The sequence below is a fragment of the Halomonas sp. HP20-15 genome (assembly GCF_033446685.1).
Lineage (GTDB): Bacteria > Pseudomonadota > Gammaproteobacteria > Pseudomonadales > Halomonadaceae > Modicisalibacter.
In genome coordinates this window covers 85818-109543 of the sequence record NZ_JAWQLY010000013.1, presented here as the reverse complement: position 1 = coordinate 109543, position 23726 = coordinate 85818, and the positions used below count along the sequence as shown (strand labels likewise).

Sequence of the window (23726 nt, the reverse complement as noted above, 5' to 3'; positions counted from 1 at the left end):
GGTCGGGGGTGTTGTCGTTTAGGGCTTCCGTCAGGCAGCTTCACGAAAAGCCCCCGGGATACCCCGGGGGCTTTTTTATGCCTGGGAAAAGCCGAGCGCGGCCCTGTACTTCCTGCAGGTTTTCCCTGGCATGCTCGGCTTGGCGCGGATTGGATGTTCTTATTGCTAATCTAAAAAATAATAATTCTCATTGAGGTAATGTTTCCGATTCCTTACCATGTGCTGCTCGCAAGGCATCAAGCAGTCATAGGACTCGAGGACAATAAATGAGAACCAAGAAACTACCCATCGCCATGACGGCCGGGCTGGCCTGCATGCCAATGACGCTGCAGGCTGCCGAAGAGCAGGACACCATGGTCGTCGTCGGCTCGCGCACCCCCACCCAGATCAGCCAGATTCCCGGTACGGTCTGGGTGGTGGAGGGGGCGGAGTTGCGTCAGCAAATCAATAGCGGCGCCGACCTGAAGACGGCTCTGGGCAGGCTCGTGCCGAGCCTGGATTTCGCCCCTCAAGGACGTACGAACTACGGTCAGAACATGCGCGGCCGAAGCGTTCAAGTGCTGATCGATGGCGTATCGCTTAATAGCTCTCGAGGGCTGTCGCGGCAGTTCGATTCGATCGATCCGTTCAACGTCGAGCGGGTGGAGGTGCTGTCGGGGGCGAGTAGCCTTTACGGCGGCGGCGCGACGGGTGGTTTGATCAACATCATCACCAAGAAGGGGCAGGCGGGGCCGCCCTCTTTCGAGACTCGCATCGGCATGACCAGCGGGTTCGACGCCAGCGATGACTTCGACCGTCAGGTGGCCCAGGCAGTCAGTGGCGGCAGTGAACGGGTGCATGGGCGGCTCGGTGTCGCCTACCAGGAAAATGGCCGCTTCTACGACGGTAGCGATGCAGAGATCTTTCCGGATATCGCTCAGACCGATCTGCAGGAGAACCGCAGCGTCGACGTGATGGGCAACGTCAGCTTCCAGTTGACCGAAGACCAGACGCTGGAAGTGATGGGGCAGCTCTACGAGTCGGGGTACGAGGGCGAGCGCGGGGTTTATTTCCCCAACCTGGACAGCGCTTCGCCGGACCTGGCCGATGCGCAGATCCGCGATGGCTTCGATTCGGACCGTGAGCCGCTGACCGATCGCAAACTGATCAACGTCAATTACCATCATGCCGACCTGCTGGGCCAGGATTTCTATCTGCAGACCTTCCATCGCGAAGAGCAAGCCAACTTCCAGGCCTTTCCTTATCCGGTCGCGGATGGGTTTGAGTTCCGTGCCTCGCAACAGAATACCGACCTCAGCGGCATCAAGGCCCTGTTCGATGCAAAGCCGACCGATAGCGTCGATCTCACCTATGGGGTCGATCTGGACAGGGAGAAGTTCGATGCCAGTCAGATGACCTTTTCCAAGGCCGTCTCGGACGCGAGTGGAGGGCTCGAGCAAGTCGAAAGTTCGGTCGCGCCCCGTTACCCGAGCTACCAGGTCGACGGTGTCTCGGTATTCGCCCAGAGCGAATGGCAGGTGACGGAGGGGCTACAGTTGTCGGGTGGCGTACGCCGTCAGCATATGGATGTGAAAGTTGATGACTTTAAGGGTATCCCCGGCGGCAGCAATGACTACGAGGTAACCCTGTTCAACGCCGGGGCGCTTTACGATTTCGACAATGGTCACCAGGTCTGGACCAACTACAGCGAAGGTTTCGAGTTACCCGATCCGGCCAAATACTATGGCAAGAGTGCCGACGTCAGCGTCTCCGAAAACCCATTGAGCGGCATCAAGACCGATCAGGTCGAGCTCGGCTGGCGTTATCGCGGTGGCGATTGGTCGACGCAGGCCTCCGCCTATTACGCCTGGTCCGACAAAGCGGTCGAGAATGCCGAGGATCTGAGCGTCAGCGTGGTCGACGAGAAGACACGTGACTACGGGATCGAAGCCGCCGTCACACGCTATCTGGGCCAGCAGTGGCAAATCGGTGGCACGCTGCACCTGGTGCGCTCGGAGCAGCAAGACTCAGAGGGCGACTGGGAGAAGCGCGATGCACGCTACGCCTCGCTGTCGTCGGCAACGGCCTTCGTCGGCTGGGCCGATCTCGATACCTCGGCGCGGCTGCAGGCCAACCATTACCTGGATCTCGAAGATGCCGAAGACCGCCGGATCGACGGCTACACCACGCTGGACCTGACGGCGAGCGAAGACACCCGCTTCGGCACCCTCAGCCTGGGCGTGAGCAACCTGTTGGACAAGCAGTACTCGACGGTGTGGGGGCAGCGTGCCGCGATGTTCTACTCACCGGGATACGGTCCCGAATACCTCTACGATTACCAGGGACGCGGGCGCACCTACACCCTGAGCTGGTCTCACGAGTATTGAGAAGCTCGCTCGGCAGCGGATAGTATTTGATCGTTGTGGCGGTATCGGGTTAGCCGATGCCGCCTTTTTGCGTCTGGAGACTGCCACTTTAGCCGTTGCCGTTCCCGCGGGTGAGTGCCTTCCGTTAAAATGGCGGTTTTCCCGACGGATGATGCGCATGACCATCGGTGATCTGATCCGGCTGCTGGGCGATGGAGACTACCATTCCGGCGAACAGCTCGGCATACGGCTCGGCGTATCGCGGACCGCGATCTGGAAACAGCTCAAGAAGCTGGAGGCGCTGGATATCCCGCTCGAGGCCGTCAAGGGGCGTGGCTATCGGTTGGCACGGCCACTCGAACTGCTCGATGGTCAAGCGATCATCGCCGAGCTGCCGCGCGATTCGCGACGCCATCTGGTGCGGCTGTTCATCGAGGAGACGCTGCCCTCGACCAACCAGTTCCTGCGTGAACGCTTCGCCCATGGCGCCGGCCATGCCGAGGTCTGCCTGGCGGAAAACCAGAGTGCCGGCCGCGGCCGGCGCGGGCGCAGCTGGGCCAGCCCGTGGGGGCGCAGCCTGCTGCTGTCGATCGGCTGGCGATTCGAAGGCGGCGCGGCGGCGCTCGAAGGACTCAGCCTGGCGGTCGGTGTGGTGCTCGCGCGGGTGCTCGAGCGCCACGGCCTGGCGGTGGCGCTGAAGTGGCCCAACGATGTGCTGCTCGAGCAGGATGGAACGCTATGCAAGCTGGCGGGGATTCTGCTTGAAGTCAGCGGCGACGCTCAGGGCCCCTGCGAGGTGGTGATCGGCATCGGTCTCAACGTGTTTCTGCCGGATGCGCTGCGTGAGCGCGTCGATCAGCCGATTGCGGCGGTCGCCGATCAGGCGCCGGGAATCACCCGCAATGCCCTGGCCGCCGAGTTGCTGGATGGCCTGCTGGGCATGCTGGTCGACTTCGAGCGCGAGGGGTTCGCGGCATGGCAGGAGGCATGGAACCAGCGCCACGCCCATGCCGGGCGGGCGGTCGATGTGGTTCACGGTCAGGCCCGTTACACCGCCATTGCCGAGGGAGTCGATAGCGCTGGCAACCTCTGTGTGCGGCGCGAGGGCCGTGAGGAGCGCCTCGCGGGTGGTGAAATCAGCGTGCGGGGCCGCTCATGATCCTGGATCTGGATATCGGCAACACGCTTTCCAAGTGGCGCTTGAAGGACGTGGCCAGCAGCGAGATCCGTTCGCGCGGGGCGGTATGGACCCGCGAGGAGTGGCGGCCCGGAGCCGACATCCCCGATCTTGACGTGGTGAGCACGGTACGGATCTCTAGCGTCGCCAGGCGTGCCGTCCTCGAGGAGACCGTGGTTCTGCTGCGGCGTCAGGTCGGTGTCGTGCACGTGGCTCATTCGACCAGCGAGGCGTTGGGCGTCAGTTGCGGCTACGAAGAGCCGGAGCGGCTTGGCGTCGATCGCTGGATGGGCGCGTTGGCGGGCTATCACCTGACCGGAGGATGTTGCACGGTCGACTGTGGTAGCGCGATCACCATCGATTTCGTGCTGCCCGGCGGGCGTCACCTGGGTGGCTATATCGTGCCCGGCCTGCGCCTGATGAAGGACAGCCTCAAGCTCGGCACGCGCAATGTGGCGATCGATCCCGACAGCGAGGCCGACAGCCTGCTACTGCCGGGAAGAAATACCGCGGCGGCGGTCAATCACGGCATCTTCATGGCCGCCGTCAGCGCCGTGAATCGCATCTACAGTGAAGTTTGCGACCGCGAGGGCGTGGCCCTGCCGCTGCTGGTGACCGGCGGCGACGCCCGAGTCGTTTCGCGCGGATTGCGGGTGCCCCACGCACTCTGGCCCGACATGGTCTATGCCGGGCTCGAGGCGAGCTTCCCCCTGACCGCCGCCGAGCGTGCCGGGCGGTTGTCCGGCGCGCCGCAGGTGCCGAGCCCCGCGGCGCTGGAAAAGCTACGCGCAAGCCTTGCATTGTCGATGCTGCTTTGACACAATGCGCGGCGTTCTGGGGCCGGGCCTTATGCCTCGCTGATGGTTCAAGTCGCTGTAAAAACTGAGTTTTGTACAGCAAGGTCTTGACAGTGTTGCTCCAGGCGGTAGAATTAGCCGCCACGTTGGAGGGGTTCCCGAGTGGCCAAAGGGAGCAGACTGTAAATCTGCCGCGAAAGCTTCGAAGGTTCGAATCCTTCCCCCTCCACCAGATTCATGCCGGCACGAGCGTGTCGCGCCGGCAGCACAGAGTGGGTAGGCGGGCATAGTTCAATGGTAGAACCTCAGCCTTCCAAGCTGATGATGCGGGTTCGATCCCCGCTGCCCGCTCCAGTTATTGTGCTGGTGCAGTTGTGTAAAGGTAGTTCGGCTCATGTAGCTCAGGGGTAGAGCACACCCTTGGTAAGGGTGAGGTCGACGGTTCAAATCCGTCCATGAGCTCCACATTGCAAAAGGCGAGCGCGAGCTCGCCTTTTGTCTTTCTACCCGGATAGGGATGGAAAGGGTTGTCAAGGCAGAGTGTGTTGGGTATCATTCTGCCCGCTGTAGCGTCACTGCCTGCAATAGGCACTTACGTTTTCAGAATGCAGGCCAGTAGCTCAATTGGCAGAGCAGCGGTCTCCAAAACCGCAGGTTGGGGGTTCGATTCCCTCCTGGCCTGCCAGTCTTCCCCAGGCTGGCGTTATTCCATATACTTCCGTCTTTTCGCTTGCTGTGCCTTGAGGAGTTCCATCGTCATGAAGCAAAACGCCGAGGTGCAGGAGTCGCGCCACGACGGTCTCAAGTGGACAGTAGCCGTCATCCTCGCCGCACTGGCTGTGGTTGGCAACAGTTACTTTGCCGATCAGGCCATGCTGTACCGCGTGCTGGGCGTAGTGGCCCTGGGCCTCGCCGCCGCAGCCGTGGCGCTGACCACCGCCAAGGGGCGGGATCTTATCGAGCTGGCTCGCAGCTCACGCAAAGAGATCCAGCGCGTCGTCTGGCCCACGCGCCAGGAGACCGTGCAGACGACCATCATCGTTTTGGTTGCCGTGCTGCTGGTGGGGTTGATGCTGTGGCTGATTGACACCCTGTTGGGCTGGGCCATGTCCGGCATCATCGGTTAGGAGATTCCATGTCCAAGCGTTGGTACGTCGTACACGCCTACTCCGGTTTCGAGAAGCATGTCATGCGCTCGCTCATCGAGCGCGTGAAGCTTTATGGCATGGAGGATCAGTTCGGCGAGATCCTGGTGCCGACCGAAGAAGTCGTCGAGATGCGTGACGGCAAGCGGCGCAAGAGCGAGCGCAAGTTCTATCCCGGCTACGTGCTGGTCGAGATGGAAATGAACGACCAGACCTGGCACCTGGTCAATGAGACCCCGCGGGTGATGGGGTTCATTGGCGGCACGCCGGAAAAGCCGGCGCCGATCACCCAGAAGGAAGCCGACGGTATCCTGCGCCGCGTGCAGGATGGCACCGACAAGCCGCGGCCCAAGACGCTATTCGAGCCGGGCGAGGCGGTGCGCGTCGTCGACGGCCCGTTCGCCGACTTCAACGGCGTGGTCGAAGAGGTCAACTACGAGAAGAGCCGCCTGCATGTCAGCGTACTGATCTTCGGTCGCTCGACGCCGGTGGAACTCGAGTTCGCCCAGGTCGAGAAGGACTGACGTCCCTCGCCACTGTTTTCGTCGGACCGCCGAGGCGGTTCGTTAACCCGGGGAGCCGCGAGGCGCTACTACCCAACTGGAGTTCATCATGGCTAAGAAAGTCCAGGCCTACATCAAGCTGCAGGTTGCAGCGGGCAAGGCCAACCCGAGTCCCCCCGTGGGCCCCGCGCTGGGCCAGCACGGCGTCAACATCATGGAATTCTGCAAGGCCTTCAACGCCGAGACGCAGGATATCGAGCCGGGTCTGCCGACTCCGGTCGTGATCACCGTCTACTCCGACCGCAGTTTCACGTTCGTCACCAAGACGCCGCCTGCTGCCGTGCTGCTCAAGAAAGCGGCTGGTATCAAGTCCGGCTCGGGTGAGCCGAACAAGAACAAGGTCGGCACCGTGACCCGCGAACAGCTCGAAGAGATCGCCAAGACCAAGGAGCCGGACATGACGGCCGGCGATCTCGACGCCGCCGTGCGCACCATCGCCGGCAGCGCCCGTAGCATGGGCCTCAACGTGGAGGGTCTCTGATCATGGCTAAACTGTCCAAGCGCGCGCAGTTGTTCCGCGAGAAAGTCGATGCCTCCAAGGTCTACTCGGTAGACGAAGCCGTGGCACTGCTCTCCGAGCTGTCCAAGGTCAACTTCAAGGAGTCGCTCGACGTCGCCATCAACCTGGGCGTCGATCCGCGTAAATCCGATCAGGTGGTGCGTGGCGCGACCGTCATGCCCAACGGTACCGGCAAGGACGTGCGCGTTGCCGTCTTTACCCAGGGTGCCAACGAGGAAGCGGCCAAGGAAGCCGGTGCCGATATCGTCGGCATGGACGATCTCGCCGAACAGGTCAAGAAGGGCAACCTCGACTTCGACGTGGTCATCGCCTCTCCCGACGCGATGCGCGTCGTCGGCCAGCTGGGCCAGATCCTCGGTCCGCGTGGCCTGATGCCCAACCCCAAGGTGGGTACCGTGACGCCCGACGTGGCGACCGCGGTCAAGAATGCCAAGGCGGGTCAGGTGCGTTTCCGTACCGACAAGAACGGCATCATCCATTCCACGCTGGGTAAGGTGGATTTCTCGGCCGATGCCATCCGTGGCAACCTCGACGCGCTGGTCAACGACCTCAAGCGCCTCAAGCCGAGCACCTCGAAGGGTATCTACTTCAAGAAAATGACCCTGTCCACGACCATGGGCCCGGGTCTGACCGTCGATCACTCTGCGTATATCTGACGTGTCGTACCAGGCAGTAACTTTGCGGTCCCCGTGCGCTGTCAGCGCAGCGCTGGCGGGGCGCCGTCAAAGACCGCAGGCGTCATCCCTGGGTGACTTAATGGCTTAACGGTCGCCTGCGCAGATGGTGCACCCGCCAGTTCACTGGTGAGCACCATCATTCCGCGACCCGCCTGACGAAGGCGGGTCGAGAAGGTAACCACCGGGGCAGTCTTGTTCGCAAGCGCCTCGGCACGAAGGAGTGAACACTGTGCCACTAGGTCTCGAAGGCAAGAAAGCGATAGTTGCTGAGGTCAGTGAGGCAGCGAAGGACGCTCTCTCCGTTGTAGTCGCCGACTCTCGCGGCGTCGATGTTGGCGCAATGACCGTATTGCGCAAGCAGGCTCGCGAGAATGGCGTGCAAATCCGTGTTGTCCGCAACACGCTGGCACGCCGTGCGCTGTCTGGTACTCCCTGGGAGTGCCTGAACGAGACGTTCGTCGGTCCGACCATGTTGGCCTTCTCCTATGAGCATCCGGGCGCCGCCGCTCGTCTGTTCAAGGAGTTCGCCAAGAATCAGTCGGACTTCGAAGTCAAGGCGCTGGCCTACGAGGGTGAGTTCATCCCGGCCGCCGATCTCGACCGTCTGGCAACGCTGCCGACACGCGATGAGGCAATCGCCAAGCTGATGTCCGTCATGAAGGAAGCTTCTGCCGGCAAGCTCGTGCGTACCCTCGCTGCGCTGCGCGATCAGAAGCAGGAACAGGCCGCTTGAGGCGCCTGCTCACCGCAGCCTGAATCGTAGTTCCCGTTATCGAGCGCCGAACCCGCTACGGGGCGCTCCGCAAAGTTTAGGAAAGCAAACATGGCACTGACCAAAGAAGACATCATCAACGCCGTCGCCGACATGTCCGTGATGGAAGTCGCCGAGCTGATCGAAGCGATGGAAGAGAAGTTCGGCGTATCCGCCGCAGCTGCCGTCGTGGCTGGCCCGGGCGCCGGCGGTGAAGCCGCTGCCGCCGAAGAGCAGACCGAGTTCGACCTGGTCCTGACCGCTGCCGGCGACAAGAAAGTCAACGTCATCAAGGTGGTTCGCGAGATCACCGGTCTTGGCCTGAAGGAAGCCAAGGGTGCCGTCGACGGCGCTCCGGCGACCATCAAGGAAGCAATGTCCAAGGACGATGCCGAAGAAGCCAAGAAGAAGCTGGAAGAAGCGGGCGCGTCTGTGGAGCTCAAGTAACCCTTGCGCTGCGAGGCTTCACGCGCTGCGTAAGCTTCCCTGGCTGGTGGCGGGACACCCGCTGCCGGCCTTTTTCTGTTGTCACTAGCGTCCTATCGTGTAGCTAAAACGGCCGATAAGTCGCTAAGCGAATTCCGACGGCGAGCCTCTTCCGGGGGCTTGCCGTCAGCGCCTGACGGGGTAGCCCCGGCAGGCGGCGCCGACCACGCATCGGTCACCCATGGTGAACAAGCTGGGGAATACAGATGGCTTACTCATACACTGAGAAAAAACGCATCCGCAAGGATTTCGGCAAACTGCCCCAAGTGATGGATGTGCCTTACCTGCTGGCCATCCAGCTTGATTCCTATTACGACTTCCTCCAGCAGGACCGGGCGCCCCAGGAGCGCCTCGAGGTCGGCTTGCACGCCGCCTTCAAGTCCGTGTTCCCGATCGAGAGCTTTTCAGGTAGCGCCGGGCTCGAATATGTCAGCTATCGTTTCGGCACTCCGGCGTTCGACGTCAAGGAGTGCCAGCTGCGTGGCGTTACCTACTCGGCACCGCTGCGGGTCAAGGTTCGACTGATCATCTACGACAAAGAGTCGTCGAACAAGGCGATCAAGGATATCAAGGAGCAGGAAGTCTACATGGGGGAGATCCCCCTGATGACGGAGAACGGCACCTTCGTGGTCAACGGCACCGAGCGTGTCATCGTTTCCCAGTTGCACCGCAGCCCGGGCGTGTTCTTCGATCACGACAAGGGCAAGAGCCATTCGTCCGGCAAACTGTTGTATTCCGCACGGGTCATCCCTTACCGCGGCTCCTGGCTGGACTTCGAGTTCGATCCCAAGGACAACGTCTTCGTGCGTATCGACCGTCGCCGCAAGCTGCCGGCGACCGTGTTGCTGCGCGCATTGGGCATGAGCGCCGAAGAGGTCCTCGACATCTTCTTCGACACCAGCACGTTCCACATCGAGAAGTCCGGCTTCTCGGTGGAGCTGGTGCCGTCGCGCCTGCGCGGCGAGACCGCGACCTTCGATATCAAGGATAGCGATGGCAGCGTGATCGTCGAGGAAGGCCGGCGCATTACCCAGAAGCACATCCGGCAGCTGGAAAAGTCGGGCCTCGAGCGTCTCGAGGTGCCGATGGAGTATCTGTACGGCAAGACGCTGGCCAAGGATCAGGTCGATCCCAACACCGGCGAGCTGATCTGCGAGTGCAACAGCGAACTGACCGCCGAGCTGCTCGAAAAGCTGGCCCAGGCGGGCATCACCAAGCTCGAGACGCTCTACACCAACGACCTGGATTGCGGTTCGTTCATCTCCGACACGCTCAAGCTGGATACCACGCGTTCCGCGCTCGAGGCGCTGGTCGAGATCTACCGCATGATGCGTCCCGGCGAGCCGCCCACCAAGGAAGCCGCCGAGACGCTTTTCCACAATCTGTTCTTCACCGAGGACCGCTACGACCTGTCTGGCGTCGGTCGCATGAAGTTCAACCGTCGTCTGCGCCGCGAATCGGACACCGGTCCGGGCGTGCTCGACAACGACGACATCGTTACGGTGCTCAAGGAGCTGATCAACATCCGTAACGGTTTCGGCGATGTCGACGACATCGACCACCTAGGCAACCGGCGTATCCGCTGTGTCGGCGAAATGGCCGAGAACCAGTTCCGCGTGGGTCTGGTGCGCGTCGAGCGCGCGGTCAAGGAACGTCTGTCGATGGCCGAGAGCGAAGGCCTGATGCCGCAGGACCTGATAAACGCCAAGCCGGTGGCGGCGGCGGTCAAGGAGTTCTTCGGCTCGAGCCAGCTGTCGCAGTTCATGGACCAGAACAACCCGCTCTCCGAGGTCACCCACAAGCGGCGTGTCTCGGCGCTCGGGCCGGGCGGCCTGACCCGCGAGCGTGCCGGCTTCGAGGTGCGCGACGTTCACGCCACGCACTATGGCCGGCTGTGCCCGATCGAGACGCCGGAAGGTCCGAACATCGGCCTGATCAACTCGCTGGCCACCTACAGTCGCGCCAACAGCTACGGCTTCCTCGAGACCCCGTACCGCAAGGTCGTCGATCGTCAGGTCACCGACGAGATGGTCCATCTGTCGGCGATCGAGGAGGGCGACTTCATCATCGCCCAGGCCTCGGCCACCGTCGATGAAGGCAACAAGCTGGTCGACGACCTGGTGCAGGTGCGTCACCGCGGCGAAACCACCTTCATGGCACCCGACAAGGTGACCCTGATGGACGTCTCGCCGCGCCAGGTGGTCTCGGTCGCCGCGGCACTGATTCCGTTCCTCGAGCACGATGACGCCAACCGCGCGCTGATGGGCTCGAACATGCAGCGTCAGGCGGTGCCCACGCTACGCGCCGACAAGCCGCTCGTCGGTACCGGCATGGAGCGCTTCGTGGCTCGCGACTCCGGCGTATGCGCGGTGGCGCGGCGCGGCGGGGTGATCGACTCGGTCGACGCCCGGCGGATCGTGGTGCGGATCAACGAGGACGAGATCATCGGCGGCGAAGCCGGCGTCGATATCTACAACCTGACCAAGTACATCCGTTCCAACCAGAACACCTGCATGAACCAGCGCCCGATCGTGCGTCCGGGCGACCGGGTGGCACGTGGCGACATCCTCGCCGACGGCCCGTCCGTCGACATGGGCGACCTGGCGCTGGGCCAGAACATGCGCATGGCCTTCATGCCCTGGAACGGCTACAACTTCGAGGACTCGATCCTGGTCTCCGAGCGGGTGGTGCAGGAAGACCGTTTCACCAGCATCCACATCCAGGAACTGACCAGCGTGTCCCGCGACACCAAGCTGGGCGCCGAGGAGATCACCTCGGACATTCCCAACGTCGGCGAGTCGGCGCTGTCCAAGCTCGACGAGGCGGGGATCGTCTACATCGGTGCCGAAGTCGGCGCCGGCGACATCCTGGTCGGCAAGGTCACGCCCAAGGGCGAGACCCAGCTGACGCCGGAAGAGAAGCTGCTGCGTGCGATCTTCGGCGAGAAGGCCTCCGACGTGAAGGACACCTCGCTGCGTGCACCGACCGGCATGAAGGGGACGGTCATCGACGTCCAGGTGTTCACCCGTGACGGCGTCGAGAAGGACTCGCGGGCGCTGTCGATCGAGCAGATGCAGCTCGACGAGGTGCGCAAGGACCTGCAGGAGACCTATCGTATCGCCGAGGAGGCGACCTTCGAGCGCTTGAAGCGTGCGCTCTCCGGTCAGGCCGTCAACGGCGGGCCCAAGCTCAAGAAGGGCGACGTGCTGTCCGACGAGTACCTCGACGAACTGCCGCGTCAGCAGTGGTTCAAGCTGCGTCTGCAGGACGAGAGCTTGAACGAACTGCTCGCCCAGGCCGACGAACAGCTCGAGAATCGCCGCAAGGAGATGGACGAGCGTTTCGAGGACAAGAAGCGCAAGCTCACCCAGGGCGACGACCTGGCGCCGGGCGTGCTGAAGATCGTCAAGGTTTACCTGGCGGTCAAGCGGCGCATCCAGCCGGGCGACAAGATGGCCGGCCGTCACGGTAACAAGGGTGTCATCTCGGCGATCATGCCGATCGAGGACATGCCGTTCGACGACCAGGGCGAACCGGTCGACGTGGTGCTCAACCCGCTGGGCGTGCCCTCGCGGATGAACGTCGGGCAGATCCTCGAGACCCACCTGGGCATGGCCGCGCGTGGGCTCGGGGTGAAGATCGACGCCATGCTGCGCGACGCCCGCGAGCAGCAGGTCGCCGAGATCCGCGAGTTCCTGGGCAAGGTCTACAACACCCAGGGCACCCGTCAGGAGGACATCGATTCGCTGTCCGACGACGAGGTGATCGCACTGGCCAAGAACCTGCGAGGCGGTGTGCCGATGGCCTCACCGGTGTTCGACGGCGCCCAGGAGCAGGAGATCAAGGGCCTGCTCAAGCTGGCCGATCTGCCCGATTCGGGCCAGATGACGCTCTACGACGGGCGTACCGGCGAGCAGTTCGACCGTCCGGTAACCGTGGGTTACATGTACATGCTCAAGCTCAACCACCTGGTGGATGACAAGATGCATGCACGTTCCACCGGTTCCTACTCGCTGGTCACCCAGCAGCCGCTGGGCGGCAAGGCGCAGTTCGGCGGTCAGCGCTTCGGCGAGATGGAGGTGTGGGCGCTCGAGGCTTACGGGGCCGCCTACACCCTGCAGGAGATGCTCACGGTCAAGTCCGACGATGTCGAAGGGCGTACCAAGATGTACAAGAACATCGTCGACGGCGACCACGCCATGCAGGCGGGCATGCCGGAATCCTTCAACGTGCTGGTGAAGGAAATCCGCTCGCTGGGTATCGATATCGAGCTGGAAGGCTGAACGCCCGACGCTGAACAATGACGGTCCGCGGGGCCCCGCTGAATTCGGGCCCCGCTCATGACAACTCCGCAACGGAGCGACCCCATGAAAGATTTGGTGAAAGTCCTCAAATCGCAGTCACAGTCCGACGAGTTCGACGCGATCAAGATCTCGCTCGCGTCGCCGGACATGATTCGCTCCTGGTCGTATGGCGAAGTCAAGAAGCCGGAGACCATCAACTACCGTACGTTCAAGCCCGAGCGTGACGGCCTGTTCTGTGCCAAGATCTTCGGCCCGGTGAAGGATTACGAGTGCTTGTGCGGCAAGTACAAGCGCATGAAGCATCGCGGCATCATCTGCGAGAAGTGCGGCGTCGAGGTGACCAAGGCGGTCGTGCGCCGTGAGCGCATGGCGCACATCGAGCTGGCCAGCCCGGTCGCGCACATCTGGTTTTTGAAATCGCTACCGTCGCGCATCGGCATGTTCCTCGACATGACCCTGCGCGACATCGAGCGGGTGCTGTATTTCGAATCGTTCGTGGTCATCGATCCGGGTATGACCACCCTCGAGCGCGGTCAACTGCTCAACGACGAGCAGTACTTCGAGGCGCTCGAGGAGTTCGGCGACGACTTCGACGCGCGGATGGGCGCCGAAGCGGTCCAGGCGCTGCTCAAGGACATCGATCTGGGCGAGGAGATCGAGCGTCTGCGCGAGGAGATTCCGCAGACCAACTCCGAGACCAAGATCAAGAAGCTCTCCAAGCGCCTGAAGCTGCTGGAGGCCTTCCACAAGTCCGGCAACGCCCCGGCGTGGATGGTCATGGAAGTGCTGCCCGTGCTGCCGCCGGACCTGCGTCCGCTGGTGCCGCTCGATGGCGGCCGCTTCGCGACCTCGGATCTCAACGATCTGTATCGCCGGGTGATCAACCGCAACAACCGCCTGAAGCGCCTGCTCGATCTCAATGCGCCGGACATCATCGTGCGCAACGAGAAGCGCATGCTGCAGGAATCGGTCGATGCGCTGCTCGACAACGGCCGTCGCGGCCGGGCGATCACCGGCTCCAACAAGCGTCCGCTCAAGTCGCTGGCCGACATGATCAAGGGCAAGCAGGGGCGTTTCCGTCAGAACCTGCTGGGCAAGCGCGTCGACTACTCCGGCCGCTCGGTCATTACAGTCGGCCCGACCCTGCGCCTGCACCAGTGCGGTCTGCCCAAGAAGATGGCGCTCGAGCTGTTCAAGCCGTTCATCTATTCCAAGCTGCAGTCCAGCGGCCAGGCCTCGACCATCAAGGCCGCCAAGAAGATGGTCGAGCGCGAGCTGCCGGAGGTGTGGGACATCCTCGCCGACGTCATCCGCGAGCACCCGGTGCTGCTCAACCGCGCGCCGACCCTGCACCGTCTGGGCATCCAGGCGTTCGAGCCGCTGTTGATCGAGGGCAAGGCGATCCAGCTGCACCCGCTGGTCTGCGCCGCCTACAACGCCGACTTCGACGGCGACCAGATGGCCGTGCACGTGCCGCTGACGCTGGAAGCCCAGCTCGAAGCGCGCGCGCTGATGATGTCGACCAATAACGTGCTGTCGCCGGCCAACGGCGAGCCGATCATCGTGCCGTCGCAGGACGTCGTGCTGGGTCTGTATTACATGACCCGCGAGAAGATCAACGCCAAGGGCGAGGGGATGGTGTTCGCCAACCTCAAGGAAGTCGAGCGCGCCTTCGGTACCCAGAGCGTGTCGCTGCATGCCCGGGTCAAGGTTCGCCTGACCGAGTATCTGCCCGAAGTGGAAGACGGCGAGCTGGTCGAGAAGCGGTCGATCTTCGATACCACGGTCGGCCGCGCCCTGCTGTTCCGCATCCTGCCCAAGGGCGCGCCGTTCTCGCTGGTCGACCAGCCGATGAAGAAGAAGTCGATCTCGCGGCTGATCAACGAGGTCTATCGCAGCGCTGGCCTCAAGGAAACGGTGATCTTCGCCGACCAGTTGATGTACACCGGCTTCCGCCTGGCGACCTGGTCCGGGGCCTCGATCGGCGTCAACGACTTCGTCATCCCCGATGCCAAGAAGGAGATCGTCGACGCGGCCGAGGACGAGGTGAAGGAGATCGAGGATCAGTTCTCCTCGGGTCTCGTCACCGCCGGCGAGAAGTACAACAAGGTCATCGACATCTGGTCCAAGGCCAACGACAAGGTCGCCAAGGCGATGATGACGGGAATTTCCAAGGAAACCGTCACCGACCGCGAGGGCAACCAGGTCGAGCAGGACTCGTTCAACAGCGTGTTCATCATGGCCGACTCCGGCGCGCGTGGTAGCGCCGCCCAGATTCGCCAGTTGGCGGGCATGCGCGGGCTGATGGCCAAGCCGGACGGCTCGATCATCGAGACCCCGATCGTCGCCAACTTCCGTGAAGGCCTGAACGTCCTGCAGTACTTCATCTCGACCCACGGGGCGCGTAAGGGTCTGGCCGATACGGCACTCAAGACCGCCAACTCGGGTTACCTGACGCGGCGTCTGGTCGACGTGGCCCAGGATCTGGTGGTCACCGATACCGATTGCGGCACCGAGGAAGGCCTGACGCTGCATCCGGTCATCGAGGGCGGCGATATCATCGTCTCGCTGGCTCAGCGCGTGCTGGGTCGCGTGGTGGCGCAGGACGTCGTCGACCCGGCCAGCGACGAGGTGCTGATTCCCAAGGGCACGCTGCTCGACGAAGCCTGGTGCGAGGATCTCGACACCATGGGCGTCGACGAGATCGTGGTGCGCAGCGCGATCAGCTGTGAGACCCCGCATGGTGTCTGCTCGTCGTGCTACGGACGCGATCTGGCGCGCGGCCATCAGGTCAACCAGGGCGAGTCGGTGGGCGTCATCGCCGCCCAGTCGATCGGTGAGCCGGGTACCCAGCTGACCATGCGTACGTTCCACATCGGCGGTGCCGCATCGCGCGCCTCGGCGGTGGACAGCGTGCAGGTCAAGCACGGCGGCCGTGTGCGGCTGCACAACATCAAGCACGTTGAGCGCGCCGACGGCAAGCTGGTCGTGGTGTCTCGCTCGAGCGCCCTGGCCGTTGCCGACGACCATGGTCGCGAGCGCGAGTACTACAAGCTGCCCTACGGCGCCGAGCTGTCGGTCAAGGATGGCGATGAGGTCGATGGCGGTCAGACGGTCGCCAAGTGGGACCCGCACACCCATCCGGTGGTCGCCGAGGTCGAGGGCAAGGCGCAGTACATCGACATGGACGAGGGCATCACCATCCACCGTAGCGTGGACGAGATGACCGGTCTGTCGTCGATCGAGGTGATCGAGGCGGCTTCGCGGCCGGCGGCGGGTCGCGACAAGCGGCCGCTGCTGATGCTGCTCGACGAGGCCGGCGAGCACGTCACGCTGCCGGGCTCGAACACCCCGGTGCAGTACCTGCTGCCCGGTCGGGCGATCGTCTCCGCGGAGAACGGTGCCACGATCGGCGTGGGTGAGGTGATCGCGCGTATCCCGGTGGAGGCGTCCGGCAACAAGGACATCACCGGTGGTCTGCCGCGCGTCGCCGACCTGTTCGAGGCGCGCAAGCCGAAGGAGCCGTCGATCCTCGCCGAAATCACCGGCGTGATCAGCTTCGGCAAGGAGACCAAGGGCAAGCGTCGTCTAACGATCACCCCGGAATCCGGCGATCCGTTCGAGATGCTGATCCCGAAATGGCGCCAGATCGCGGTCTTCGAGGGCGAGACCGTCGAGAAGGGCGAGGTGATCTCCGACGGGCCGAGCAACCCGCACGATATCCTGCGGCTGCTGGGCGTGGCGGAGCTGGCCAAGTACATCACCGCCGAGATCCAGGAGGTCTACCGCCTCCAGGGCGTGGGCATCAACGACAAGCACATCGAAGTGATCGTGCGTCAGATGCTGCGCAAGGTGGAGATTACCGACGCCGGCGACGCCGACTTCATTCCCGGCGATCAGGTCGAACTGGTCCGGGTGCTCGAGGAGAACGCCCGTCTGGCCGGTGAGGACAAGTTCCCGGCCAAGTACGAACGCGTGCTGCTGGGTATCACCAAGGCCTCGCTGGCCACCGAGTCGTTCATCTCCGCGGCCTCCTTCCAGGAGACCACGCGGGTGCTGACCGAGGCGGCGGTGACCGGCAAGCGCGACTACCTGCGCGGGCTCAAGGAGAACGTCGTGGTGGGTCGTCTGATTCCCGCGGGCACCGGCTTGACGCATCACGCCGAGCGTCGTCGCCGGCGCGAAGAGGCGGCCAATCCGTATCAGCCGTCGGCCTACGACGTCGAGCAGGAGCTGGGTGCCCAGCTGACCGCGCTCGATGCCGATGACGACGATCTGTAAGGCATTGCGTGGGAGGGGCCGGCACCTTGCGGTGTCGGCCTTGACGCCGCTCGTGGCGAGACTTTAGAATGCCCAGCCTTTAATAGTGGGGTGGGTACGCCCGCGCTTGCTATTAAGGCAAGGCAACCATTGGAGACAGCTACAGATATGGCAACGATCAACCAGCTCGTGCGCAAGCCGCGCAAGCGCCAGGCCGCCAAGAGCGACGTGCCGGCGCTTGAGGCCTGCCCGCAGCGCCGCGGGGTCTGCACCCGCGTGTACACCACGACGCCGAAGAAGCCGAACTCAGCACTGCGTAAGGTGTGCCGCGTTCGCCTGACCAACGGCTACGAAGTCACCTCCTATATCGGCGGTGAAGGTCACAATCTTCAGGAACACTCCGTGGTCCTGATTCGTGGCGGCCGTGTAAAGGACTTGCCGGGCGTGCGTTATCACACCGTGCGTGGCGCACTCGATACCTCGGGCGTGCAGAACCGCCGGCAGGGCCGTTCCAAGTACGGCACCAAGCGTCCCAAGACCTAACGGTCCGGACGTCGCAATATCAGCGTAACTATTTCAAGCGTAACAACGGTCAGATAAGAGTAAGGTCGAGCGGCGCCCGCGGTTGTAGGCTTCGGCGCGCGAGTCTCGGGTTTACCTGAAGGACCCTTCAATTGAGGGCTTATCATGCCTAGAAGAAGAGTTGCCGCTAAGCGCGAGATCCTTCCGGATCCTAAATTCGGAAGCGAGCGCCTGGCTAAGTTCATGAACCACTTGATGTACGGCGGCAAGAAATCTGTAGCTGAGCGTATCGTATACGGTGCGCTGGACCGGGTTGCCGAGCGCGGGAAAGATGCGCCGCTGGAAATCTTCGACAAGGCGCTGGAAGCGATCCAGCCGATGGTCGAGGTCAAGTCACGCCGTGTTGGTGGTGCGACTTATCAAGTGCCCGTGGAAGTACGTCCCTCGCGGCGTCAGGCGCTGGCCATGCGCTGGCTGGTCGACGCCGCCCGCAACCGTGGTGAGAAGACCATGGTGCTGCGTCTGGCTGGCGAAATGCTGGACGCCGCCGAAGGCAAGGGTGCTGCCGTGAAGAAGCGTGAAGACGTGCATCGCATGGCAGAAGCCAACAAGGCCTTCTCTCACTACCGCTTCTAAATCAACGGGAGTCCCATCGTGGCACGTAAGACACCACTTAAGCGTTACCGCAATATCGGTATCGTGGCCCACGTCGACGCCGGGAAGACCACCACTACCGAGCGTGTCCTGTTCTATACCGGTCTGTCCCACAAGGTCGGCGAGGTCCATGAGGGCGCTGCCACCATGGACTGGATGGAGCAGGAGCAGGAGCGTGGCATAACGATCACCTCCGCGGCGACCACCTGCTTCTGGCAGGGCATGAGCAAGCAGTTCGATGAGCATCGCATCAACATCATCGACACCCCGGGGCACGTCGACTTCACCATCGAAGTCGAGCGCTCCCTGCGCGTGCTCGACGGTGCAGTCGTCGTGCTGTGCGGCAGCTCCGGCGTTCAGCCGCAGACCGAGACGGTCTGGCGTCAGGCCAACAAGTACGAAGTCCCGCGCATGGTGTTCGTCAACAAGATGGACCGTGCCGGTGCCGATTTCTTCATGGTCATCGACCAGCTGAAGAGCCGGCTGGGCGCCAACGCCGTGCCGATCCAGATCAACTGGGGCGCGGAGGATGACTTCAAGGGCGTCATCGATCTGATCGAGATGAAGGCGATCCTGTGGGACGAAGCCAACCACGGCATGAACTACGAGTTGGTCGACATTCCGGCTGACCTGCAGGAAACCGCCGAGAAGTACCGCGAGGAAATGGTCGAGGCCGCCGCCGAGGCGTCCGAGGAATTGACCGAGAAGTACCTCGAAGGTGGTGAGCTGACGATCGCCGAGATCAAGGCCGGCCTGCGTCGTCGCACCCTGGACAACGAGATCGTCCTGGTCACGTGTGGCTCCGCGTTCAAGAACAAGGGCGTTCAGGCGGTTCTCGATGGCGTCATCGAGTACATGCCGTCACCCACCGAGGTCAAGGCCATCGAGGGTGAGCTGGACGACAAGGACGGCACCATCGCCACGCGTGAAGCGGACGACAGTGCGCCGTTCTCGGCCCTGGCCTTCAAGATCGCTACCGATCCGTTCGTCGGTACCCTGACCTTCATTCGCGTCTATTCCGGCGTGCTCAAGTCTGGTGACAGCGTTTACAACTCTGTTAAACAGAAAAAAGAGCGCGTGGGCCGTATCGTCCAGATGCACGCCAACTCCCGTGAAGAAATCAAGGAAGTTCTGGCGGGTGACATCGCGGCCTGTATCGGTCTCAAGGACGTCACCACCGGTGACACCCTGTGCGACATCAACGAGAAGATCGTTCTGGAGCGCATGGAGTTCCCGGATCCGGTCATCTCGGTGGCGGTCGAGCCGAAGTCCAAGGCCGATCAGGAGAAGATGGGCGTCGCACTGGGCAAGCTGGCTCAGGAAGACCCGTCGTTCCGCGTCCAGACCGACGAAGAGACCGGCCAGACCATCATCTCCGGCATGGGCGAGCTGCATCTCGACATCCTCGTCGACCGCATGCGTCGCGAGTTCAAGGTCGAGGCCAACATCGGCAAGCCGCAGGTGGCCTATCGCGAGACCATTCGTCACAGTGTCGAGCAGGAAGGCAAGTTCGTTCGTCAGTCGGGCGGTCGCGGTCAGTACGGTCACGTGCACCTGCGCATCGAGCCGTTGACGGCCGAAGACAAGGGCGAGGACGAGGACATGCACTTCAAGTTCGCGTCCGAGATCGTCGGCGGTGTGGTTCCCAAGGAATACGTGCCGGCCGTCGAGAAAGGGGCCTATGAGCAGCTGCAGAACGGTGTCATCGCGGGTTACCCGATGATCGACGTCAAGGTTACGCTGTTCGACGGTTCCTACCATGACGTGGACTCCAACGAGACCGCGTTCAAGATCGCCTCTTCGATGGCGGTCAAGGAAGGGGCTCGCAAGGCCAAGGCCGTCCTGCTGGAGCCGGTGATGAAGGTCGAGGTCGTGACCCCCGAGGATTTCATGGGTGATGTCATGGGCGACCTGAACCGCCGTCGTGGCCTTGTACAGGGCATGGATGACTCCTCTATGGGCAAGGTCATCCGCGCCACGGTTCCGTTGGCTGAGATGTTCGGTTACGCGACCGATCTGCGTTCTCAGACCCAGGGCCGCGCAAGCTACACCATGGAGTTTGCGAATTACGAAGAGGCGCCGTCCAGCGTCGTTGAAGCCGTCATCAACCAGAACGGTTAACCGTTAGCTAACGTAAAGAGGTTATAGCAGTGGCTAAGGAAAAATTTGAGCGTTCCAAACCGCATATCAACGTCGGCACCATCGGTCACGTCGACCACGGCAAGACCACGCTGACTGCGGCTCTCACCCGTGTTTCCGCCGAGGTGTTCGGTGGCGACTGGCGCGCCTTCGATACCATCGACAACGCTCCCGAAGAGCGTGAGCGTGGTATCACCATCTCGACCGCCCACGTCGAGTACCAGTCCGAGACGCGTCACTACGCGCACGTCGACTGCCCGGGGCACGCCGACTACGTCAAGAACATGATCACCGGTGCCGCCCAGATGGACGGCGCCATCCTGGTCTGTTCCGCCGCTGACGGCCCGATGCCGCAGACTCGCGAGCACATCCTGCTGTCGCGTCAGGTCGGCGTTCCGTACATTGTCGTGTTCCTGAACAAGGCCGACATGGTCGACGACGAAGAGCTGCTCGAGCTGGTCGAGATGGAAGTGCGCGAACTGCTGTCCGAGTACGACTTCCCGGGCGACGACACGCCGATCATCATCGGTTCTGCACTGATGGCGCTCGACGGCAAGGACGACAACGGCATGGGCACCACCGCCGTTGCCAACCTGATCAAGTCGCTCGACGAGTACATCCCGGAGCCGGAGCGTGCCATCGACCAGCCGTTCCTGATGCCGATCGAGGACGTGTTCTCGATCTCCGGTCGCGGTACCGTTGTGACCGGTCGTGTCGAGCGCGGCATCGTCAAGAGCGGTGAGGAAGTCGAGATCGTCGGTCTCAAGGACACCGTCAAGACTACCGTTACCGGTGTCGAGATGTTCCGTAAGCTGCTCGACGAAGGTCGTGCCGGCGAGAACATCGGCGCATTGCTGCGCGGTACCAAGCGTGACGACGTCGAGCGTGGCCAGGTCCTGGCCAAGCCGGGCAGCATCAACCCGCACACCGTCTTCGAAGCCGAAGTCTACGTGCTGTCCAAGGAAGAAGGCGGTCGTCATACCCCGTTCTTCAAGGGCTATCGTCCGCAGTTCTACTTCCGGACCACCGACGTGACCGGTACCTGTGAACTGCCGGAAGGCGTCGAGATGGTCATGCCGGGTGACAACGTGCAGATGACCGTTACCCTGATCGCGCCGATCGCCATGGAAGACGGCCTGCGCTTCGCGGTTCGCGAAGGTGGTCGTACCGTTGGTGCCGGCGTCGTCGCCAAGATCGTTAAGTAAGTCTCGGACTTCTGATGATCGAAGGGGGCTCCGCAAGGAGCCCCCTTTTCTGCGCATGTTGGCTTCCCTGTTTGACTCGGGAAACTTGCATGCCTATAATGCGCATCCTTTAAATGCGTGGGTAGACGGCTCGCGCCGTCGACATCCATTGGAGTTTAGGGCTAATGCAGAACCAGAAGATTCGCATTCGGCTGAAGGCATTCGACCATCGCCTGATCGACCAGTCCGCCCAGGAGATCGTGGATACCGCGAAGCGGACCGGGGCTCAGGTGCACGGTCCGATTCCGCTGCCGACCAATCGTGAGCGCTACACGGTGCTGATCTCGCCGCACGTCAACAAGGACGCGCGCGACCAGTACGAGATTCGCACTCACAAGCGCGTGCTCGATATCGTCGAGCCGACGGAGAAGACCGTCGATGCGCTGATGAAACTCGACCTCGCCGCTGGCGTGGACGTCCAAATCAAGCTCGATTGATACCACACTAGTCACTGCGGCCCAGCGCTGATCACAATGCATCAGCAGCAGCCGCCACGCCGGGATGGCGTCATACAACGTGCTAGTGGAATGCTCTGGAAAGGGCAGCCATAGCGGGTGATAGCCCCGTACACTATAGGAGACTGAACATGACTATCGGTTTGGTCGGTAAGAAGAGCGGTATGACCCGTATCTTCACCGAAGATGGCGCATCCGTGCCCGTAACCGTTATCGAGGTTGAGCCCAACCGCGTGACTTGCGTCAAGACCGTCGAAAGCGACGGCTACAGCGCGGTCCAGGTGACAACCGGTTCCCGCAAGGCCAAGCATCTGACCAAGGCGGCCGCAGGCCAGTTCGCCAAGGCAGGTATCGAGGCCGGTCGTTCATTGATGGAGTTCCGTCTTGCAGAAGGCGAGGAAGCTCCGGAAGTGGGCGGCGAAATCACCGTATCCCTCTTTGAAGCTGGTCAGAAGGTCGACGTGACCGGCACCTCCAAGGGCAAGGGCTTCCAGGGCGCCGTCAAGCGCTGGAACTTCCGCACCCAGGACATGACCCACGGCAACTCCCTGTCCCATCGGGCACCCGGCTCTATCGGCCAGTGTCAGACCCCGGGGCGCGTTTTCAAGGGCAAGAAGATGGCCGGTCAGATGGGCAATGCCCGGACTACCGTCCAGAGCCTGGAAATCGTCCGCGTCGATGCCGAACGCAACCTGCTGCTGATCAAGGGCGCCGTTCCTGGTGCGCCGGGCGGCGACGTGATCGTTCGCACAGCCGTGAAAGCTCGCTGAGGGGTAACTACCGATGAATCTGAATCTTGCAGGTGCAAGCGCCGGTACTGTCGAAGTCGCCGACGCAACCTTTGGCAAAGAATTCAACGAAGCGCTGGTCCACCAGGTGGTCACCGCCTATCTGGCGGCGGGTCGTCAGGGTACCCGCGCTCAGAAGACCCGTTCCGAAGTGCGTGGCGGCGGCAAGAAGCCGTGGCGCCAGAAGGGCACTGGCCGCGCGCGTGCCGGTACCATCCGCTCGCCGCTGTGGCGTAGCGGCGGCGTGACCTTCGCGGCGCGTCCCCAGGACTACACGCAGAAGGTCAACCGCAAGATGTACCGTGCGGCGATGCGTTCGATCCTCTCCGAGCTGATCCGCCAGGAGCGCCTGGTGGTGGTCGAGGAGTTCGCCGTCGAGACGCCCAAGACCAAGCAGCTGGTGGCCAAACTCGGTGAGCTGGGTCTCGAAAAAGTGCTGATCGTCAGCGATGACATCGACGAGAAGCTCTATCTGGCCGCTCGCAACATTCCCAACGTGGATGTGGTCGACGTCCCCGCTGCCGATCCGGTGAGCCTGGTCGCCTTCGACAAGGTGCTGGTCACCGTCTCCGCTCTGCGCAAATTCGAGGAGAAGCTGGCATGAACCAGGAACGTGTATTCAAGGTTCTGCTCGGACCGCACGTGACCGAGAAGGCCGCCTTCGCCGCCGAGAACAACCAGTACGTGTTCAAGGTGGCCAGTGACGCGACCAAGCCGGAGATCAAGAAGGCCGTTCAGGCGCTCTTCGGCAAGCAGGTCGAGCGCGTGCAGGTCCTCAACGTGAAGGGCAAGACCAAGCGCACCCAGAATGGCACGGGTCTGCGCAAGGGCTACCGCAAGGCCTACGTAACGTTGGCTGCGGGCGAGACCCTCGAAGACTTCTCTGGCGCCGAATAAGG

At 62.5% G+C, this 23726-nt stretch carries 19 protein-coding genes and 4 tRNA genes; all 23 read left to right on the top strand.

Annotated features, from left to right (window positions below):
- Positions 1-266: 266 nt before the first annotated feature.
- The 23 genes from R6258_RS16160 to rplW all read left to right on the top strand — a co-directional run bounded on the left by R6258_RS16160 (position 267) and on the right by rplW (position 23724).
- Complete coding sequence (locus R6258_RS16160; protein WP_318452731.1) at positions 267-2366, top strand: TonB-dependent receptor; 2100 nt, start codon at positions 267-269, stop codon at positions 2364-2366.
- Between the two features lie 157 nt (positions 2367-2523).
- The gene (locus R6258_RS16155) at positions 2524-3504 is read left to right on the top strand and encodes a biotin--[acetyl-CoA-carboxylase] ligase (RefSeq protein WP_318452730.1); all 981 of its coding nucleotides are present in this window, start codon (positions 2524-2526) and stop codon (positions 3502-3504) included.
- Positions 3501-4340 (top strand): type III pantothenate kinase, encoded by an 840-nt coding sequence (locus tag R6258_RS16150; RefSeq protein ID WP_318452729.1) that lies wholly within the window; start codon positions 3501-3503, stop codon positions 4338-4340. The genes R6258_RS16155 and R6258_RS16150 overlap by 4 nt, the downstream gene beginning before the upstream one ends.
- A 127-nt stretch (positions 4341-4467) precedes the next feature.
- A tRNA-Tyr gene (locus tag R6258_RS16145) sits at positions 4468-4551 on the top strand.
- A 48-nt stretch (positions 4552-4599) separates the two neighbouring features.
- Positions 4600-4673 (top strand) — tRNA-Gly (locus R6258_RS16140).
- 36 nt (positions 4674-4709) lie between these two features.
- Positions 4710-4784, top strand: a tRNA-Thr gene (locus R6258_RS16135).
- Between the two features lie 144 nt (positions 4785-4928).
- Positions 4929-5004: transfer RNA gene (locus R6258_RS16130), tRNA-Trp, on the top strand.
- 73 nt (positions 5005-5077) lie between these two features.
- Complete coding sequence (gene secE, locus R6258_RS16125; RefSeq protein ID WP_318452728.1) at positions 5078-5446, top strand: preprotein translocase subunit SecE; 369 nt, start codon at positions 5078-5080, stop codon at positions 5444-5446.
- A gap of 8 nt (positions 5447-5454) precedes the next feature.
- Positions 5455-5988, top strand: coding sequence for a transcription termination/antitermination protein NusG (gene nusG / locus R6258_RS16120; protein ID WP_031384791.1), 534 nt, complete (start codon positions 5455-5457; stop codon positions 5986-5988).
- 88 nt (positions 5989-6076) lie between these two features.
- Positions 6077-6508 (top strand): 50S ribosomal protein L11, encoded by a 432-nt coding sequence (gene rplK, locus R6258_RS16115; protein ID WP_031384790.1) that lies wholly within the window; start codon positions 6077-6079, stop codon positions 6506-6508.
- Positions 6509-6510: 2 nt separating this feature from the next.
- Positions 6511-7203 carry a 50S ribosomal protein L1 gene (gene rplA, locus R6258_RS16110; RefSeq protein ID WP_031384789.1) on the top strand — a complete coding sequence of 231 codons (693 nt, stop codon included), beginning with the start codon at positions 6511-6513 and terminating at the stop codon, positions 7201-7203.
- Between the two features lie 250 nt (positions 7204-7453).
- Positions 7454-7957, top strand: a complete 504-nt coding sequence (rplJ, locus tag R6258_RS16105; RefSeq protein ID WP_318452727.1) for a 50S ribosomal protein L10 — start codon at positions 7454-7456, stop codon at positions 7955-7957.
- 90 nt (positions 7958-8047) lie between these two features.
- Complete coding sequence (gene rplL, locus R6258_RS16100; protein WP_318452726.1) at positions 8048-8422, top strand: 50S ribosomal protein L7/L12; 375 nt, start codon at positions 8048-8050, stop codon at positions 8420-8422.
- Positions 8423-8667: 245 nt separating this feature from the next.
- Positions 8668-12744: a DNA-directed RNA polymerase subunit beta gene (gene rpoB, locus R6258_RS16095; RefSeq protein WP_318452725.1), complete on the top strand. Its 4077-nt coding sequence runs from the start codon at positions 8668-8670 to the stop codon at positions 12742-12744.
- 84 nt (positions 12745-12828) lie between these two features.
- Positions 12829-17046, top strand: coding sequence for a DNA-directed RNA polymerase subunit beta' (rpoC, locus tag R6258_RS16090; RefSeq protein WP_318452724.1), 4218 nt, complete (start codon positions 12829-12831; stop codon positions 17044-17046).
- A gap of 147 nt (positions 17047-17193) precedes the next feature.
- Positions 17194-17568 carry a 30S ribosomal protein S12 gene (gene rpsL / locus R6258_RS16085; RefSeq protein WP_136066475.1) on the top strand — a complete coding sequence of 125 codons (375 nt, stop codon included), beginning with the start codon at positions 17194-17196 and terminating at the stop codon, positions 17566-17568.
- A 144-nt stretch (positions 17569-17712) separates the two neighbouring features.
- Positions 17713-18183 (top strand): 30S ribosomal protein S7, encoded by a 471-nt coding sequence (gene rpsG, locus R6258_RS16080; protein WP_031384783.1) that lies wholly within the window; start codon positions 17713-17715, stop codon positions 18181-18183.
- A gap of 18 nt (positions 18184-18201) precedes the next feature.
- Positions 18202-20322 (top strand): elongation factor G, encoded by a 2121-nt coding sequence (gene fusA, locus R6258_RS16075; protein ID WP_318452723.1) that lies wholly within the window; start codon positions 18202-18204, stop codon positions 20320-20322.
- A 29-nt stretch (positions 20323-20351) separates the two neighbouring features.
- Positions 20352-21545, top strand: coding sequence for an elongation factor Tu (tuf, locus tag R6258_RS16070; RefSeq protein WP_031384781.1), 1194 nt, complete (start codon positions 20352-20354; stop codon positions 21543-21545).
- Between the two features lie 164 nt (positions 21546-21709).
- On the top strand, positions 21710-22021 hold the full coding sequence (rpsJ, locus tag R6258_RS16065; protein WP_031384780.1) for a 30S ribosomal protein S10: 312 nt from the start codon (positions 21710-21712) through the stop codon (positions 22019-22021).
- 149 nt (positions 22022-22170) lie between these two features.
- On the top strand, positions 22171-22809 hold the full coding sequence (gene rplC, locus R6258_RS16060; RefSeq protein ID WP_318452722.1) for a 50S ribosomal protein L3: 639 nt from the start codon (positions 22171-22173) through the stop codon (positions 22807-22809).
- 13 nt (positions 22810-22822) lie between these two features.
- Positions 22823-23431 carry a 50S ribosomal protein L4 gene (rplD, locus tag R6258_RS16055; protein ID WP_318452721.1) on the top strand — a complete coding sequence of 203 codons (609 nt, stop codon included), beginning with the start codon at positions 22823-22825 and terminating at the stop codon, positions 23429-23431.
- The gene (rplW, locus tag R6258_RS16050) at positions 23428-23724 is read left to right on the top strand and encodes a 50S ribosomal protein L23 (RefSeq protein WP_031384777.1); all 297 of its coding nucleotides are present in this window, start codon (positions 23428-23430) and stop codon (positions 23722-23724) included. Before rplD ends, rplW begins: the two co-directional genes overlap by 4 nt.
- The last annotated feature ends 2 nt before the right edge of the window (positions 23725-23726 follow it).